Origin of the sequence: Paenibacillus oryzisoli (assembly GCF_001653565.1) — a bacterium.
In the GTDB taxonomy this organism is placed as follows: Bacteria; Bacillota; Bacilli; order Paenibacillales; family NBRC-103111; genus Paenibacillus_E; species Paenibacillus_E oryzisoli.
Genome location: NZ_LYPB01000060.1, coordinates 1 through 16,530 on the forward strand (window position 1 = coordinate 1; position 16,530 = coordinate 16,530).

A 16,530-nucleotide genomic window follows, 5' to 3' on the forward strand; every position below is an offset into this window, starting at 1 on the left:
CTGCATAATTTTAAAAAATGAATGCTTAGGCCACGTAAGAACTCTAACCAATTTTTCAATTTGAATTGTGAAATCGACTCGGAAATCCATCTATTGTTCCAAAGAGGGAAGAATTGGAAAAAATACATACATAAAATCCATTTAATTTGTTTGTGGCGGTGGAGTGAGGTCTGATTTGTCGCTGTTGAGGTAGAGGTAGAGGTATATGCAGAGGCAGAAGTAGAAGTAGAAGTAGAAGTAGAAGTAGAAGTATATGTAGAGGCAGAACGTCCGAAATCCGAAAAAAGCGCCCCAATCTGAAGCAATTGCTTCGAGAGGGGACTTTTTGAGGGCAGGCTTCATTGCATATGCTTCTTGTAAGCAGTTCTTTGAACGCGCTTTTTGCACGCAGTTCTTTCTACGAACCTCTCTAACTAAACCACCAATACAGGGGAATAAATAAAATCGACGTTATAATCCCGGCGGCGCCCATGGCAAATCCGCTCATACTGCCTTCCTCCTCCGAATCTTTGAGGAGGCGTGCAGTGCCAATCCCATGTGCAGCGGTGCCAACGGCGATGCCGATGGAGAGCGTATCGCGCCATCCGAGCCAAGTCAGCAGCTTTCGGCCGATCATGCTGCCGAAGAGCCCGGTGAGGACTGTTAGCACAGCCGTTAGCTCCGGCAAGCCGCCGAGATGGCGTGATATTTCGAGCGCGATAGGCGAGCTAACGGATTTGGGCAGCATGCTGAGCAGAATCTCACGGCTTCCGCCGAGCAGTCCAACCAGAGCGGCAGCGGTAACAATGCCGGATACGGAACCGAGCGTAACCGCAAGCAGGATGCTGGTCAGGTGTTTTTTTATCAATCCCGCGTGTTTATACAGCGGAACACCCAGGGCTACAGTTGCTGGTCCAAGCAACAAGGTAATCATATCCGCGCCTACTTTGTAGGCGGAATAGGGGATGTGGAAGCTAAGCAGTACCAAGATGATGAAGCCAGAACAGACAAAGAGCGGATGCAGCCAACGCCACCGCTGATGAATGAACTGAGCAGCCGTATAAGCTGCGACACTGAGTGTGATGCCGAACATCGGGTTCATAAGCCAAGAGAAGGAGGTCATTTCATCCCACCTTCAGCTGTCTTTGGCCCAGGAGCACCAGTCTTCATCCGATGCCCTTTCTCCCCATGTCGTTGCAATTTGGATGTGATAAAGCCTGTAACAAGTAACACCGCGACCGAACTCCCCATGACACCTACTCCGATAGAAAGCCAGTTTCGCCCGATCAGGGGGAAGAAGGCCATGGTGCCCACGACAAATGGCAGGAAAAACAGCATCATATGGCCCGTGAACCAATTCGCGGTCGTTTCGACCCATTCGAGCTTAATTAGCTTTGCAAACAGGGCGATAGTAAAAAGGATAAGTCCAATCACATTGCCTGGAAGTGGGATGTGAAAGCTCGTTTGAAGCCAAATACCAATAAAGTTAAACGCAAGCAAAATTGCGAGTCCTAACATAAGGTCCTCCTGTCTATCGTCTTGTTCTTCGTCCTTGTCTATCCTCTTGACCTGTCGTGATGTCTTAATTAATGCCCTACCGCGCTGGAATCCGTATCCTCACGAGTGTCCCTTCGCCTAGATGACTCTCGACTTCAATCCCATACGCATCGCCAAAGTAAAAAACGATACGATCATGTACATTTTTGATGCCAATATGTGTTTCGTCCAGTGTGTCCGAAGGTTGAGCGAGCCGATTTCGCAGCTGGACAAGTTTCATTTCATCCATGCCAACTCCATTATCCCTGATCTGGATCAGCAAGTCATCCCCCGAAACTAAGGAAGATACTTCCAACAGTCCTGCATGACTGCTCCTTTCCAGTCCGTGGACGAAGGCATTTTCGATCAGCGGCTGCAATGAAAAATGCAGAACTTGCAACGTCTCACTATCTACCGCGAGTTCTTCGCGATACTGAATTTTATCCCCGAAGCGCAGCTGTTGGATTTTCACATACAAGCGAATGTGGATTAATTCTTCCTGTAGGGTTACGGTTTCTTTCCCTGTTTGAATATGAATGCGGAACAGCCGGCCTAGGATACCGACCATTTCACCGACATCACGCTGTCCGCTGATAATAGCTTTCATTTGGATTGTTTCCAGCACATTAGCGAGAAAATGCGGATTGATCTGACTTTTCAAAGCACCATACTGTGCGACTTTCTGCTGGGCTTTAGACATGGAGGAACGTTCAATATAGTTCTGCAGGTCTTCTAGCATTTTACGGATACCGTGATACAACACGCCGAACTCATCCTGCCGGTCCGAGCTAAGATCCACATCGAAATTTCCTAAACCAACCATTTTCACCTTACGGCTCAGCAGAATGATCGGCTTCGTCACCCGCGCGGATAGAATGAACATGAATAGTACGGCAGTTCCTAGAGATAAGAAAGCTAATGCTAGTATAATTTTGATCAAAATCTCCGCTTGTTTCGTCATTTCTTTCTCATCGATGGATTGAATGACCTTCCAGCCCGAGTAGGGAGAGGTCACGAAGTTAATGAACGAATTGGCGCCGGCAAAATATGCGTAAAAGCTCCCATGCTCAGCAGTCAGAACAGTCTGAAGCTTTTGATTCTCGAGTGGAATCGGTTGATTGGCGTTCACTGACGTATTATCAGAATTATAAATACTAGCACCTTGGCTATCGATAATGGTGAAGTTGCGTTTACTCGTCTCCGACAATTTCAATATTTCACGTAAAGAATCTAATCGAATATCAATAAGCATCACCCCGAGTGGCTGCTTACTTCCGACTTTATTAATGACCCGCGCGATGGAAATAACGGGATCTTTGGCATTTACGCGATGGAAGGGAAGGTGAGTTCCGAATAAGACGATGCCACCTTTACTTCGCTGTGTCTGCACGTACCAATCCTCATGCGTGAAATCTTCCACATCATAATCCGAACGATTGAAATTCGCCGAGTAGAAAACACGAGAACCTGCGTAAATTTGCACGCTATCGACATTCTTAATTGTCATTTCAATCGAACTAACGAAGTGTTCAATCGTGTTCCCGTATTGAATTCGCTGATCGTTACTGTTCTCGTCACCATCTGCAACCCAATGCTCTAAGGCATTCTGCAGTTGCCCATCCATTTGCGCATTGAGCGTTCCTTTCTCGATACTCTGCAAATATTGATCGATATTGAAGGACAGATTCGTAAGAATGAGGTTCGAGGAGCTTTGGTACTCATTTTTGACGGCTTGGATGGAGAAGAAATAGATAATGACCGAGATAATCAATAAGGGAACGGTAATAATCAGAATCATTAGCACGAAGATTTGATGGTTAACATGCTTCATCCGATACTGCTGCGAGAGCCGCCGCCATGCATTCAAAGGTTCACCATCCCCATTTCTTCCGATAGTCTGTTGGTGTCATGTTCGTAATGCTTCGGAAGGTTTTTACAAAATGTTTGTAGCTTTTATACCCACACATCGCGCACACATCGGTGACCAAATACTCTGGCTTCTTCAAGCATTCTTGCGCATAGTGGATACGAATTTCGGTCACAAACCGCATGTAGTTTTTATCTAATTTTCTTTTGAAAATACGACTTAAATACGAAGGATTATAGAAGAATCGATCAGCTACCATCTGCAGTGTAATGTCTTGATCGATATGCTCTTTAATATAAGCTTCTATGAGCTCAAAAATAAGCACATCTTGGTGATTCGTTGAAGAGAACTCCTCTCGATACACTTCACTGACTTGCACCATCCAAGCGGCCAGCCAATTGAATAGGGCTTCGAGCGTTGGGAAATCATCGACACACGTCAGTTTTAACAGTTTTTCACTGTAAACGCCTTCGACAGGAACGCCATTGCGGTGGGCGAAGCGAACGGTAATCGAGATGATATCTTGTATATAGGCGAATCCACGATCCAGCGAAGTGTGGGGCATATGCGTCCGCAGATCCGTGGCTAAGCGCTGCATAAGCTCCTCGATATCCCGTATATTACCGCTTTCAAGTCCAGCGATCAATCGGTTCTTATCGGTCTCTTCCAGTAGTAGTCGGGTATCCTTAGCACGCGTTTGTGTTTCATTCGTTTCAACTGGCAAGAAGAACTGTCGATTCACTTGATAGTAGCGTTGATACAGGGCTTGATCCGTTTGACGAAGCAACTGTGGCAATTGCGAACTATCCGATGTTGCTTTGCCAATCGCCATGAATAAGCTGGAATTGCTCACTGTAAATGAGTCAGGCTCGACCTCGTACGTACTTGCTTGATCACCCAATAGTGCTATCGCATAGCATTTGGTCTTATCTATATATAAGAGAAGAGGTATGGGAATACTGGAACGATACACTGATTCTAAAGCCCTCCGAATAATGCCTTCGGCTTGTTGTCGGAACTCTCTTTTATCATAAAATGAGACCGAATCTTGAGGAAACCATGTCACGACCATAGGTTGGTATCGAATCGTCAAATGCCCAAAGTCATGGAGATGTTGGCGTATACCTTCGTCCCAAGCCGCATGTTCATTCTCCAGTAAATACTTGACCAACTGGTTGCTTTTATAGGTTCTAATTTCGCTGGCTTGTTGTTCCAGATCCATACGTTGCGCTCGTTCATCATGCTTTTGCTTTAGCGCAGCCATACAGCTTTGAAGGGTCGCAAAGCTCTCGTCATATTCAAGAGGCTTTAGCAGAAAGGCATATACACCGCCAAGACGTATCGCCTTCTGAGCATATTCAAAATCATTGAAACCCGTCAAAATAATAAAAAGGGTATCTGGGCGTGTCGCTCGAATGTGTTCAATCATCTGAAGACCGTCCATCTCGGGCATGCGAATATCTGTGATAATCAAATCTGGTTGCACATGTTGAGCTGTGAGCCAGCCTTCCTTGCCATTGACAGCTTCAACAATTGTAGTGAAACCAAGCTCTGCCCAGTCAAAATAGTGCTGCAAGCCAGCTCTGATGAGTGGTTCATCCTCGACAATGAGTAGTTTATACATGAAGTTCCCCCAGCTTGTTAGGACTTGAAACCGTGCGGTAACACAAGTATAACACTAAAATTATCGGAATTGAGGCTCTCATTTGCTGGAAAACGAACAGGTCAGAATACGACTATGAATGTAAAGATACGGGGATTCTCCTCCATTTTAATTTCACGTATGCTTAGTGCACGGAATGAAACGAATCATGTTTATTCCACAAACAATAACGGGGGTGCTCACATGAGGGCTATGAAAAAAGGACTTATGACACTGGTAGGCGTTGCTCTTGTCGGGTCGCAGTTAGTTGCATGTACGAATTCATCTACGAATACACCAGCGAACACAGCCACGAGTACTGCCGAAAGTAAAGCGGTTACACCAAGTCCGGCGGCTGCGAAGGCAGTTGAGATTACGTGGTGGAATTTCCCGAATTTTCAACCGCTAGATGGGGAAGTTGGGAAATACGAGAAGGGAATCATTGCCGCTTTTAACAAGAAACATCCAGAGATTAAAGTCAATTTAGAGATGATTACCTTTGAAGGCGGTCCGCAAAAGCTAAACGTTGCTATCGCTTCGAATTCGGCACCAGATGTGATCTACGATGCGCCTGGACGCATCATTGACTGGGGGAAGAAGAAGTTACTGGCTCCGCTGAATGACATTGTTACCGAAGAAGTGAAGAAAGATATTACGCCAGCCCTGTGGAAGCAATCCATGGTTGGGGATCAGATCTACATGTATCCGATTAATACTGCACCGTTCATGATGGCCGTTAATAAGACCGTATTCGAGAAAATCGGAGCGCTTGATTTACTGCCGCTGAGTCGACCTGACCGGACGTGGACCATGGCTGAATATGAGAAAGCGTTGCAAGCCGTGAAGGAGAAAGCGCCTGAAATCATTCCAACGGGCTTCTTCGCCAAAAGTACAGCAGGTGATCAAGGGACTCGCGCCTATATTGCCAATCTAGGGGTTTCAAGATTCTTGAGTGAAGATAACTCCAAAGTAGCAATTAATACGGATAACGCTGCCAAAGCATTGGATTGGGTAGCTAAAGCGACGAAGGATAAGATCAGTGTGTCCGGTTCTGCCTCCCTCGCCGCAGCGGATGTCAACGATTTATTCTTGCAAGGTAAATTAGCTTTTACGCTTAATTATTCAGCTGTCCTTAAAGCACAGAACGTTCCTCTTAAAAAGGTGCAATTCGAAGATGTTCTGCTGCCATTCCCTACATTAGATGGATCTAAGCCTAAGCTTGAACCGTATTTGGGCGGTATGGCCGTGTTTAATAACGGAAATGCGGACAAGATTGCAGCTGCCAAGAAGTTGGTCGATTTCATTGCGAACGATCCCGAGTATGCAAAGAAAAACTTAATTCAAACGGGTGGATTGTCTGCACGTACGTCAATTACAGGTCTTTATAGTGATGCTGAATATAAATATGCAGAAACAGCTCGTCAATTCATCACAGATGCACCAACAATTGCCGATGGTTACGCAGAAATTCGTACATTTTGGTTCCCTGAATTGCAACGTGTGTTAACGGGTGGAGCAACAGGTAAGGAAGCATTGGATAGCTTTGCGGCTAAGGCGAACGAAGCCATTGCCAAAGCAAAGAAAGAGCAAGCAGCCTCCAAATAAGTAACGAAGAGTGTCCACTGGGAGTAGAGTGCGATTGTACTCTACTCTTTTCATCTCAATAAAGAAAGGGAGGGAAGAAACATGGAGGTTACGGTTCGTAAAACCAAGAGTTATATTCGTCGAGATTGGCTTATGAGCTATATTTTTCTACTGCCTGCACTTGGATTCTTTCTGCTATTTGTCGCTTATCCCATGGTAAAAGGGATTTACATTAGCTTCTTCGATTATTCCTTGCGTACATTCAACTTTATAGGATTCGCTAATTATGTCGATTTGATTCACAACGAAACGTTTCTGAAATCGATGCGAAATACGCTTCTGCTTGTCGTTATAACAGTTCCTATTGTCATTGTTTTCTCCTTATTCGTAGCGGTTTCTATTTATAAGAAAAAGGAATTCGCACGATCATTCTATCGTGGGGTCTTCTATCTGCCAGCCGTATCTTCTGTCGTTAGTATTACGGTCGTATGGGGATGGATCTACCATCCGAATTATGGCATTCTCAACTATTTAGGGGGATTAATTGGCCTTGAACCGATGTCATGGTTAGGCGATCAGCGAACCGCTTTATTAGCGATTATTGCCGTTTTAATTACGACATCTGTTGGTCAGCCAATCATTCTTTACGTAGCTTCCCTAGGCAATATTCCGACTTCTTATATCGAAGCGGCTGAAATCGATCGGGCTAATCCTTGGCAAATCTTTTTGAAAATTATTTGGCCTATGCTCATGCCGACTAATCTCTATATTATCGTTATCACGACGATCAATACATTCCAATGTTTCGCTTTAATTCAGTTGCTTACTTCTGGCGGGCCTGTTTATAGTACTTCGACCGTCATGTATGGCGTGTACGAGCAAGCTTTCGTGCTTGGCCATTTCGGCAGTGCCTCGGCGATGGGTGTGTTCCTTGCGATTATTATCGGGGTTATCTCGTTGATTCAATTTAAATTCTTTGGCAGCGATGTTGAGTACTAGGAGGGGACATCATGAGAGTAAACGCTGGGCAAAGGGTATTTAACGGATTTTCTACGGTATTATTAATTCTTTCTACGTTGTTTTTCATATTTCCGTTTTATTGGATTGTGACGGGGGCTTTTAAGTTCCAAACGGTGGCCACACAAATTCCGCCAGAATGGTTCCCGCTCAAACCGACCTTGCAGAATTGGGTAGATTTATTCAAAAATCCAGTATGGCGCTGGACGCTAAACAGTTTCATCATTGCGGTAGTTGAAATGTTCGCTGTCTGTCTAGTTTCGGCTTCTGCCGGCTATGTCCTGGCGAAGAAATTGTTCCCAGGCCGGAAAATTATTTTTACAATGTTCATCGCTGCAATGGCCTTACCGAAGCAAGTCATTCTTGTACCACTCTTTACGATGTTGGCCGATTTCGGATGGGTCAATACGTATCATGGACTTATTTTACCAGCAATTGGATGGCCATTCGGTGTGTTCTTGATGAAACAATTCGCTCAAACCGTACCAGGGGAGTTAATTGAAGCGGCGAAGATCGATGGTTGCTCCGAAATCCGACTATTCTCTACGATTATCTTGCCATTACTTAAACCCGCGTTAGGGGCGTTAGCGATCTTTACTTTCATTGCCTCGTGGAACGATTATTTCAGTCAGCTCATTATGACGAGGTCTACCTCGATGATGACACTGCCGCTAGGGGTAGCCACGATGCAAGGCGAATTTACAACCAACTACGGAATCATGATGGCCGGAGCCGCACTCGCGTCTGTCCCTATGATTACGATCTTTCTCGTGTTCCAAAAAGCCTTTACACAAGGGATTACAATGGGTGCGGTCAAGGGTTAAGGTTAAAGTGACATGGTACATTAAATGGGTTAACGATTCAATCAATTCATCACTTGGAGGAAATAGGATATGAAACCTTATAATTTAGAACAATTTCGCGGTATTATTATCGCTTTATATGCGAGTTATGATGAGCAAGGAGAAATAAATACAGACGCAGTCCGACGATTAGCTCGTTATTATGCCTCGACGGGCGTAAAAGGGCTTTATGTTGGGGGGAGCTCGGGAGAGGGGATGCTTCAAACCGTTGAAGAACGTACGGGGATCCTTGCTGCTGTGATGGAGGAAGTCGGTCATGAACTGACGATTATTGCTCATGTAGGAGCAGCCGCAACAAGAGATAGTGTCGCACTTGCCAAGCATGCGGAAGAAGTTGGGGCACATGCGGTTTCAGCGGTTCCTGCGATTTATTATCGCTTATCTCCTGATAGTGTAGAGGGACATTGGCAGGCGATCATTGATAGTACTTCGCTGCCGTTCATCATTTACCATATTCCGCAAACGACTGGCTTTCAATTATCGAAGGGCTTGTTAATGAAAATGGCCTCGCAAGAAAAGGTGATTGGCGTTAAGATTTCCGCAGAAAGCACCTTTGAGCTTCAACAATTCAAGGCGGCAGGAGGCAGCGAGTTCCTCGTATTCAACGGTCCTGATGAGCAGTACTTAGCTGGACGCAGTATTGGTGCAGATGGTGGTATTGGCGGAACCTACGGGGTGATGCCGGAGCTATTCCTCAAGATCGAACAGTGCTATGTAGCGGGACAAATGCGCGAAGCGCAGGAGTGGCAGTTCAAAGTTAACGAACTTATTGTCCAATTACTGTCTTTCCCGTCCTTATATGGGGCTTGCAAAGCGATTCTAAAGCTGCGTGGCTACGATATTGGAGAGCCGAGAATGCCATTATTACCCTGTACAGCAGGAGATCAAGGGCGGATCGAAGAATTGAATACGCGGATCATGACACTGGTTAAATTGGCTAAGGCATAAGAGGGAGGAATGGTAACGATGGAACCTAGGGAGATATTTCAAGCAGGCGGGTTGATCGTTTCCTGTCAGGCACTGGAGCATGAACCTCTTCATGGCGGAGATACAATGGCGAAAATGGCCAGAGCAGCTGTTCAATCGGGAGCGATTGGCATTCGAACGAACGGTGTCCACGATATTTTGATGATAAAAAAAGAAGTTGATGCACCTGTTATTGGACTTATTAAAAGAGATATACCAGGCTCTGATGTGTTTATTACCCCAACTTTGGATGAAGTAAAAGCGATTGTGATAGCAGGCGCTGATGTTGTCGCGCTTGATGTTACGAATCGCGAAGGTCGATTGGAAGCGGTGAAACCGCTCATTGCATGGGCTCACGAGATGGGAGCCGTTGTTATGGCGGATATTTCAACCTTGGAAGAAGGACTGGCAGCAGAAGCGCTTGGTGTTGATTTCATCGGGACGACACTTGCTGGCTATACACCCTATAGTACGCAGCAAGAAGGACCTGATTATGAATTGCTTGAACAGTTATGCGGAAAAGTTCGTGTACCTGTTGTCGCCGAAGGACGAATCTAGACACCGGAGGAAGCAGTGAAAGCATTGGCTTGTGGGGCCGCCTACGTCGTGGTGGGGAGTGCGATCACGCGACCACAGCTCATTACCGAGCGTTATGTGCAGGCTTTATCTACTTTGCGTGTGTAGGGGGAGGACAGATGGCAGCGTATACCTGTAACCCTTTATCGGATTATGTGATTGGCGTTGATGTTGGCGGGACGAAGATCAATGCTGGTCTCGTAAATGGCCAAGGTGAAGTCTTGCGAATGGTCAGTTTAGCGACACTTGCGGGCGAAGTGAAGACGGTCGATCGAATTCTGCAAGCGATTCAAGAAGTGATGACAGAAGCTGGGAGCATAGAGCCAAACCTATGTTTGAAAGGTATTGGAGTCGGAAGTGCAGGACAGATCGAATGGTCGAGCGGCTCCATTCGTTCGGCATCTGAGATTATCCCCGGTTATGCGGGAACGAGGCTTAAGGATATCCTTCAGGAGCACTTTCAGGTGCCTGTTATCGTGGATAACGATGTGAATGTGCTCGCGCTGACGGAGAAACATTTGGGGGCAGGACAAGGTGTGGCACATTTCCTGTGTCTAGCACTAGGAACAGGTGTTGGCGGCGCACTCGTTGTAGATGGCCGTCTGGTCCACGGTGCATGGGGCGGTGGCGGTGAGCTTGGCCACATTTCAGTTGACTTCAACGGCCCCCCTTGTGTATGCGGCGGAATTGGATGCTTGGAGCAATATGCGTCAGGGACTTCGATTGCTAGACGGATGCACGAGAAACTTGCGCTCAGGGGAGAAGGCGAAGATGGTATTGACTCGCGTGAGGTTTTTGCACGATGGCATAGGGGAGATCTGGTAGCGAATGAACTTATGCTGGAAACCTTGTCAGCGCTAGGATCGGCCATAGCTTCTTTCATCCATATGTTTAATCCCTCGTTAATCGTCATCGGCGGCGGGGTAGCCGAAGCGGGTGATCGGTTGTTTACGGAGCTGCGGAAAGAAGTAGCACGAAGAACAATGCCTGCTATGCTGGAGGGTGTTCGAATCGAGCCAGCTTATCGTGGCAATTGGAGCGGTATGATTGGCGCAGCACTGCAACTGTGGGAATGATCGTGGGAGAGCCTCGCTATTGAAGCGGGGCTCTTTGTGCAATTGGAAAGTTACGGACGATTCTGAAATGCTGTTCGATGCGTTGCTCATCAACCCACCAATTTCGCGCCTTAGTAACTCAGTAAGCAACAAATTCCACTAACTTAGCTACTCAGTGACCCCAATATCACCATTTCTAGTTACTCATCAACACAACACTCAACTACTTTTTACCAACCAGGACACGGCACGCAAGTTTAACTGGAAAACCTCCATCTATTTTAGTCCAAAAAGCTTGAAATTACGCATTAAATGGAAATTATACAGTTAAAATTCCATATATCAGCTGTTTCGGTTAGATCCAGGCAAATTAGCTGTATAAAATCCATTTAGTTGATCGAAATCGATGAAATGGGGGGAATTAGCTGTAGTTTTTACAGTTAAACATGGCAGGGGGCGGATCAAGTGGTTTGAAATGGTCTTGACGCTCTCGTTCGGTCTATCCACTCCGCCGCTGACCGTCCGCTCCCAATCATTTCCCCCGCCAGTTCCCCTGTCGGTAATCGGAAGGCGTTGTGCCTGTGTTGCTTTACTAAGTTAGACGATGTAGCCTGTCATCTTCGGATGAGGGCTACTTTTTGCGTAAGCCAAAAAAGTAGTTACCATCATTTGGAACACTGCTATAATGGATGGAGTTCAGTTCGGACTATAGCAACCAAAGGGGAGAGCGCATTGCCATTCATTGAGGTTAAACATTTACGCAAAACATTCGAAACCGATGTGAGACGAACGGGGCGATTTGCCACGATTCGAAGCTTGATTAAGCCGGAGAAGAGAGAAATGGTCGCGGTGGAGGATATATCTTTTTCCATTGAAAAAGGCGAGAGTGTTGCCTATTTGGGACCCAATGGTGCGGGCAAATCGACAACGATCAAAATGCTGACCGGCATCTTGGAGCCGAGTGGTGGAAGTATTGAGGTGGCGGGCTTAATTCCGCATAAGAGTAGAAAACTAAGTTCTTATCAAATCGGTGTCGTATTTGGACAACGGAGCCAGTTGCTATTTGATTTGCCTGTGAAGGATTCCTATGATTTATTACGATATATGTACAGTATCTCCTGGGAGCAATATCACAGAAATTTACGCGAGTTTGCCGAGGTTCTGGAAGTAGAGCATCTGCTTAATCGACCGGTGAGAACGCTTTCGCTTGGCCAACGGATGCGTTGTGAAATCTTGGCTTCCTTGTTGCATGAGCCGGACATCCTTTTTCTGGATGAGCCTACAATCGGGCTCGATGTTGTGGCGAAGGAGCGAATCCGTGCTTTTATTGAGAAGATCAATCGGGAAAAAGGCGTCACGCTGCTCCTAACAACACATGACATGCATGATATTGAACGGTTATGTCATCGGACGATGATTATCGATAAGGGTCGTCTCATTTATGATGGTAGCCTGCAGCATATTCGCGATCATTATGCGACTGAACGTCAAATTAAGGCTACTTTCGAGGATACCAAACTCGCCGAAAAAGCCGCTTCGCTGTTCGCGGACTTCCACGTGCACACGTTGGTTGAAGAGCGCATGCTCAAAATATCCTACGATCAGCATCACATGGATACGTCCACCTTATTAAAGCATCTGTTAGAATACGCACAGCCGCGTGATCTGACTATGCAAGATGAGAATATCGACGCTTTAATATCTCGGATATATCGCGAAGGTATTACGGACTCGCCGCAGGAGTCAGGTCGTGAGTTGGAAGGTGTGATCGTGCGTTCATGAATACCCTCCAACGACTAGGCGGAATGTCCCGAATTGCGGTTCGCCAACGCATGCAGTTTCGGTTTGATTTTATGATGACACTCGTGTCAACGCTCATGTTCTGTGTGTTGTATTACATGCTATGGAAGGCTATTTATATGTATGGCAGCGGACAGGTGTTGCCTTGGGAGCAATTAATCACCTATGTGATGGTTGGTCAAACGATTAACTTTGCTCGCTGGTCGCCAGCGGAGCGTGCGCCTACCTATGCCATGGCGCTGCGTGTCCGTTCCGGGGACATCGCACTGGATCTGATCAGGCCGGTGGACTTTCAAGTACAACGATTCGTAGAAGCCGCAGGCTTTTTCGCCGTGGAAATGTTGTGGGTCAATATACCTGCGCTCCTGCTGCTCATCTTCGGGCTTGGCATTCAAGCACCACCGAGCTTGGGGGCTGGAGCTGCCTTTGTGCTAAGTCTTATCATCGGTTTCTTAGTTGCTTTTAGTATAAATTCGATTATTATGATGATTTCGTTCATGACGACGAATACATTCGGAGTACAGTTGGCGAAGCGAGCGATGATGGATATTTTCGCAGGAACGTTGATTCCATTCGATTTCTTTCCTAGTAGCTTGCAAACCATTCTGACCTATTTACCATTTCAAGCTATGGCTTATATTCCCTTATCCATTTATACAGGTAAACTGACGGGTGCAGATATGGGCTTCGCACTATTGGAGCAGCTAGCATGGGCAGTTGTGATGATTATCATTAGTCGATTGTTATGGATGAAAGCGGCGAAACGGCTAGCGATTAACGGGGGGTGAGAAGATGTTAGCACCGAAGAGAAGTTTCATGGGGCAGGTAGCGTATCTGATAGGGATGTATGTCCATTTTCTAAAAGTGTATGTCAAAACGTTGGTCGCCTATCGTGCGGACACGATAATTGCGGTCATTGCGGGGATCGTTGCGCAGGGAAGCACGCTGGTATTCCTGACAGTCATTTTTAAACGAATTCCGATGCTAGCAGGTTGGGATTATAACGAGTTAGTCTTTATGTTCGGACTTGCGGCCACGGGGCGAGCACTGAACCAAACCTTCTTCAACGCGCCATTTATGCTAACAGGCAACATTCGGAATGGACGGATGGATATGATGATGGTGCGGCCTGTTGGTGTGCTTTTCCAAACTATAGGCTACTCGCAAGAATTAAATGGCGTCGGGCAGTTGATTACAGGCATTGCCATTATGGGGTATGCGGCTTCCCATTTGGATATGAGTTGGACGTTCTTGCCTGTGCTATATGTGGTTATTGCTCTACTATGCAGCGCTCTTATTCAATACTCGATTCTACTAACAATAAGTGTATTAACATTCTGGTTTCAGGAGATCCGATCGCTGATTTATCCAGTAACTTGGCTATATGATTTCACGAGGTATCCCATGCAAATCTTTCATCCGATTCTACGTGGATTGTTAACTTATATCATTCCGTATTCCCTCGCAAGCTTCTATCCAGCAGCGTATCTATTGCGACCAGAGCAATACGGCTGGGCCGCTTGGGGCGTACCAGCCGTCACGTTGGTGATCGTCATGGGGGCTTATTTCATATGGTCACAGGGGCTAAGGCGTTATTCGAGTGTGGCGGGATAAATTGTTCGCTGCGACTACAGTCGATATATATCGGATAAACACCGTCCTGAATAGGAGGAGCCACTTTGATGATTATGGGAGAAATCGCTGCAGGCAGGGGTTCGTGCACGCTGGCAGCTGTCTGTCTGAGGCGCTTACTCTTCTCGAAAACATCAATGACGAGATAGTACATTATACATAGCACGATAAAACCCAATCCGCAGATTTGTAAGTTTTGCATCCTAGTACGCCTCCTATGAATCTTTTTTCATAGATTAACGTATTTGGGATGCGATGTCGCTCGAAAATCGGTGTCGTTTTGTGACATATTGTCCCAAGACTCCTAAATGTAAGCCTTTATCTTGACATTATTAGTGAGAACCATTATCATTCGTTGTAGAGATCTAAATGAAAATGATTATCAATGGTTGACGTGAGTGAACGGCATCATGAGGGGGCTAGTCAATATGAATCATAGCGAGAATGGTATTGGTGTCGGAACCTTGCAGGTAATAGCTGACTTTCAGTTAGAACGTTGGCTGCATACCCTTGCTCAGGAAGATCGTGGGACCGATTCGCAGGATCTGAATTGGCAGCAGCTTACCCAATACGCTGCTTATCATGCGATTAATGCATGGTATACCTTAGCACCAACTGCTCGTACACAACAGGCGATTACATATGAATTTGAGAAAAAGTGGACGAATAAAGTGCAGAAATTCGAGAGTGATACGTTCTATGGCGAGGTGAAAGATCGCGTCATTGATCAGTTGTATCGTATTCTGACGAGTAAAAGTCGAATCGAATGGCCACTCCTCTTATTCGAAAGCTTGGATATATGGGTTGATGAGCTAGATTTGGGATTATCGATGATCGTTCAGGTGATGGAATCATCCGAAGATACCATTGTCATTCATAAATTTGTTATGGAAGACTGCGCGGCTTCACTTGACCTGTTTACGCATATGTCGGTTGTTTTTTGTAACAAGGCGTTCGGAGGGAAATCTGTGAGGCTGCACATTATCAATCTGATGAGCGGTCAACAACAGCGCATAGAAACGAGCCATTACACAATGGATCAATCGCTCGATTATCTGAAACTTGTGAAAGATGTGTATTTGGAAAGTCGCAAATGTACCTGCTGCAGAGAGGATGGACATCATGGAAATAAACTCGTCATGGCAATCCACCAATGATTTGCTATCCCTTAAGTTTACTACGTTGACCGCATCTCTAGAAGGGGTGCTGTATGCGGGGACGGAAGGGCATGGGGTGGTTCAGTTTTCGCCACTGCGTTCCTGGGAAAGCGCATCCGAAGGATTGCCAGATAAGGTACACGTGTACCGTTTAGATTGGGTGGAGTCACAGTTATTCGCTTCAACGAGTCATGGCTTGTATCATTTCGAGGATGAAGTATGGCAGCAAACGAGCGTCACCGATTCTTGTTATGCGGCAATTGGCTGGGGGGATCGATTCGTACTTACAGAGAATGGCTTGCTCTGTGGGAATGATGATGATTGGCTGCCACTGGCTTACCGAGGGAAGAAAACATTTGATTTGTTAGTGACACCACATTTTATATTCCTGGGTTATGAGGATGGCGTTGCCTTTTATGATTTATTTACGGGGAATTGGTGCAGTATGCCTCTCCATCAAGCTGTGACGAGTTTAGCTGTGTTTAACACGAAGCTGGTCGGTACAACAGAGCGCGGGGGCTTAGTTGTGGGTAACAAGAATGGTGGATTCAATCAGCATCGGTTCGAGGGAATGTTCTTGAATCGTTTAGTTACACATCGCGGCGAGGTTTATGCGTGTGCCAATTCTGGGCTGTATAAGCTGATTGAGATCAGAGGAAACGTCGTACTGCATGCGTTAAATGCACAAGCTGAGGTAACAGATCTGCTAATTTGGCGTGATATGATGGTCATATCGACAAAAGATTCAGGTATTAAATATAAACATGCGGACAAGACTGGTTTTCAAACGGTTTTGTAAGCAAGAGAAGCTCCCGGCGACAAGTATGCGCGGGAGCTTTTTCAGTTACCCTACTCA

At 46.0% G+C, this 16,530-nt stretch carries 14 protein-coding genes and 1 pseudogene; 11 read left to right on the forward strand and 4 right to left on the reverse strand.

Annotation, left to right across the window (positions count from 1 at the left end):
• Positions 1-409: 409 nt before the first annotated feature.
• The 4 genes from A8708_RS12355 to A8708_RS12370 form a co-directional block, all read right to left on the reverse strand.
• On the reverse strand, positions 410-1,072 hold the full coding sequence (locus A8708_RS12355; protein WP_420848549.1) for an LrgB family protein: 663 nt from the start codon (positions 1,070-1,072) through the stop codon (positions 410-412).
• A gap of 26 nt (positions 1,073-1,098) precedes the next feature.
• Entirely contained in the window at positions 1,099-1,497 is a 399-nt protein-coding gene (locus A8708_RS12360) for a CidA/LrgA family protein (protein ID WP_068663781.1), read from the reverse strand.
• Between the two features lie 76 nt (positions 1,498-1,573).
• A complete protein-coding gene (locus tag A8708_RS12365; protein ID WP_068663782.1) occupies positions 1,574-3,382 on the reverse strand; it encodes a cache domain-containing sensor histidine kinase in 1,809 nt (602 codons plus the stop codon).
• A gap of 4 nt (positions 3,383-3,386) precedes the next feature.
• A complete protein-coding gene (locus A8708_RS12370) occupies positions 3,387-5,006 on the reverse strand; it encodes a response regulator (protein ID WP_068663783.1) in 1,620 nt (539 codons plus the stop codon).
• 222 nt (positions 5,007-5,228) lie between these two features.
• Here A8708_RS12370 and A8708_RS12375 point away from each other — a divergent pair, with 222 nt between their 5' ends.
• The 11 genes and pseudogenes from A8708_RS12375 (at position 5,229) to A8708_RS12425 (ending at position 16,473) form a co-directional block, all read left to right on the forward strand.
• Positions 5,229-6,629 carry an ABC transporter substrate-binding protein gene (locus A8708_RS12375; RefSeq protein ID WP_068663784.1) on the forward strand — a complete coding sequence of 467 codons (1,401 nt, stop codon included), beginning with the start codon at positions 5,229-5,231 and terminating at the stop codon, positions 6,627-6,629.
• A gap of 81 nt (positions 6,630-6,710) precedes the next feature.
• A complete protein-coding gene (locus A8708_RS12380) occupies positions 6,711-7,607 on the forward strand; it encodes a carbohydrate ABC transporter permease (protein WP_068663785.1) in 897 nt (298 codons plus the stop codon).
• Between the two features lie 11 nt (positions 7,608-7,618).
• Complete coding sequence (locus A8708_RS12385; protein ID WP_068663786.1) at positions 7,619-8,449, forward strand: carbohydrate ABC transporter permease; 831 nt, start codon at positions 7,619-7,621, stop codon at positions 8,447-8,449.
• Between the two features lie 69 nt (positions 8,450-8,518).
• Positions 8,519-9,436: a dihydrodipicolinate synthase family protein gene (locus tag A8708_RS12390; protein WP_068663787.1), complete on the forward strand. Its 918-nt coding sequence runs from the start codon at positions 8,519-8,521 to the stop codon at positions 9,434-9,436.
• An 18-nt stretch (positions 9,437-9,454) separates the two neighbouring features.
• Positions 9,455-10,138 (forward strand): annotated as a pseudogene (locus A8708_RS12395) (N-acetylmannosamine-6-phosphate 2-epimerase).
• 11 nt (positions 10,139-10,149) lie between these two features.
• On the forward strand, positions 10,150-11,106 hold the full coding sequence (locus A8708_RS12400) for an ROK family protein (RefSeq protein WP_068663788.1): 957 nt from the start codon (positions 10,150-10,152) through the stop codon (positions 11,104-11,106).
• Positions 11,107-11,817: 711 nt separating this feature from the next.
• Positions 11,818-12,867, forward strand: a complete 1,050-nt coding sequence (locus tag A8708_RS12405; protein WP_068663789.1) for an ABC transporter ATP-binding protein — start codon at positions 11,818-11,820, stop codon at positions 12,865-12,867.
• The gene (locus tag A8708_RS12410) at positions 12,864-13,673 is read left to right on the forward strand and encodes an ABC transporter permease (RefSeq protein ID WP_068663790.1); all 810 of its coding nucleotides are present in this window, start codon (positions 12,864-12,866) and stop codon (positions 13,671-13,673) included. Before A8708_RS12405 ends, A8708_RS12410 begins: the two co-directional genes overlap by 4 nt.
• Positions 13,674-13,677: 4 nt before the next feature.
• Positions 13,678-14,499 carry an ABC transporter permease gene (locus A8708_RS12415; RefSeq protein WP_068663791.1) on the forward strand — a complete coding sequence of 274 codons (822 nt, stop codon included), beginning with the start codon at positions 13,678-13,680 and terminating at the stop codon, positions 14,497-14,499.
• A 446-nt stretch (positions 14,500-14,945) separates the two neighbouring features.
• The gene (locus tag A8708_RS12420; RefSeq protein ID WP_068663792.1) at positions 14,946-15,674 is read left to right on the forward strand and encodes a hypothetical protein; all 729 of its coding nucleotides are present in this window, start codon (positions 14,946-14,948) and stop codon (positions 15,672-15,674) included.
• The gene (locus A8708_RS12425; RefSeq protein ID WP_068663793.1) at positions 15,640-16,473 is read left to right on the forward strand and encodes a hypothetical protein; all 834 of its coding nucleotides are present in this window, start codon (positions 15,640-15,642) and stop codon (positions 16,471-16,473) included. Before A8708_RS12420 ends, A8708_RS12425 begins: the two co-directional genes overlap by 35 nt.
• Positions 16,474-16,530: the final 57 nt, after the last annotated feature.

Coding starts and splice junctions, on each gene's coding strand:
- A8708_RS12380 (WP_068663785.1), top strand. CDS start 6,711: ATGGAGGTTACGGTTCGTAAAACCAAGAGTTATATTCGTCGAGATTGG.
- A8708_RS12385 (WP_068663786.1), top strand. CDS start 7,619: ATGAGAGTAAACGCTGGGCAAAGGGTATTTAACGGATTTTCTACGGTA.
- A8708_RS12425 (WP_068663793.1), top strand. CDS start 15,640: ATGGAAATAAACTCGTCATGGCAATCCACCAATGATTTGCTATCCCTT.
- A8708_RS12410 (WP_068663790.1), top strand. CDS start 12,864: ATGAATACCCTCCAACGACTAGGCGGAATGTCCCGAATTGCGGTTCGC.
- A8708_RS12415 (WP_068663791.1), top strand. CDS start 13,678: ATGTTAGCACCGAAGAGAAGTTTCATGGGGCAGGTAGCGTATCTGATA.
- A8708_RS12370 (WP_068663783.1), bottom strand. CDS start 5,006: ATGTATAAACTACTCATTGTCGAGGATGAACCACTCATCAGAGCTGGC.
- A8708_RS12390 (WP_068663787.1), top strand. CDS start 8,519: ATGAAACCTTATAATTTAGAACAATTTCGCGGTATTATTATCGCTTTA.
- A8708_RS12360 (WP_068663781.1), bottom strand. CDS start 1,497: ATGTTAGGACTCGCAATTTTGCTTGCGTTTAACTTTATTGGTATTTGG.
- A8708_RS12375 (WP_068663784.1), top strand. CDS start 5,229: ATGAGGGCTATGAAAAAAGGACTTATGACACTGGTAGGCGTTGCTCTT.
- A8708_RS12420 (WP_068663792.1), top strand. CDS start 14,946: ATGAATCATAGCGAGAATGGTATTGGTGTCGGAACCTTGCAGGTAATA.
- A8708_RS12355 (WP_420848549.1), bottom strand. CDS start 1,072: ATGTTCGGCATCACACTCAGTGTCGCAGCTTATACGGCTGCTCAGTTC.
- A8708_RS12400 (WP_068663788.1), top strand. CDS start 10,150: ATGGCAGCGTATACCTGTAACCCTTTATCGGATTATGTGATTGGCGTT.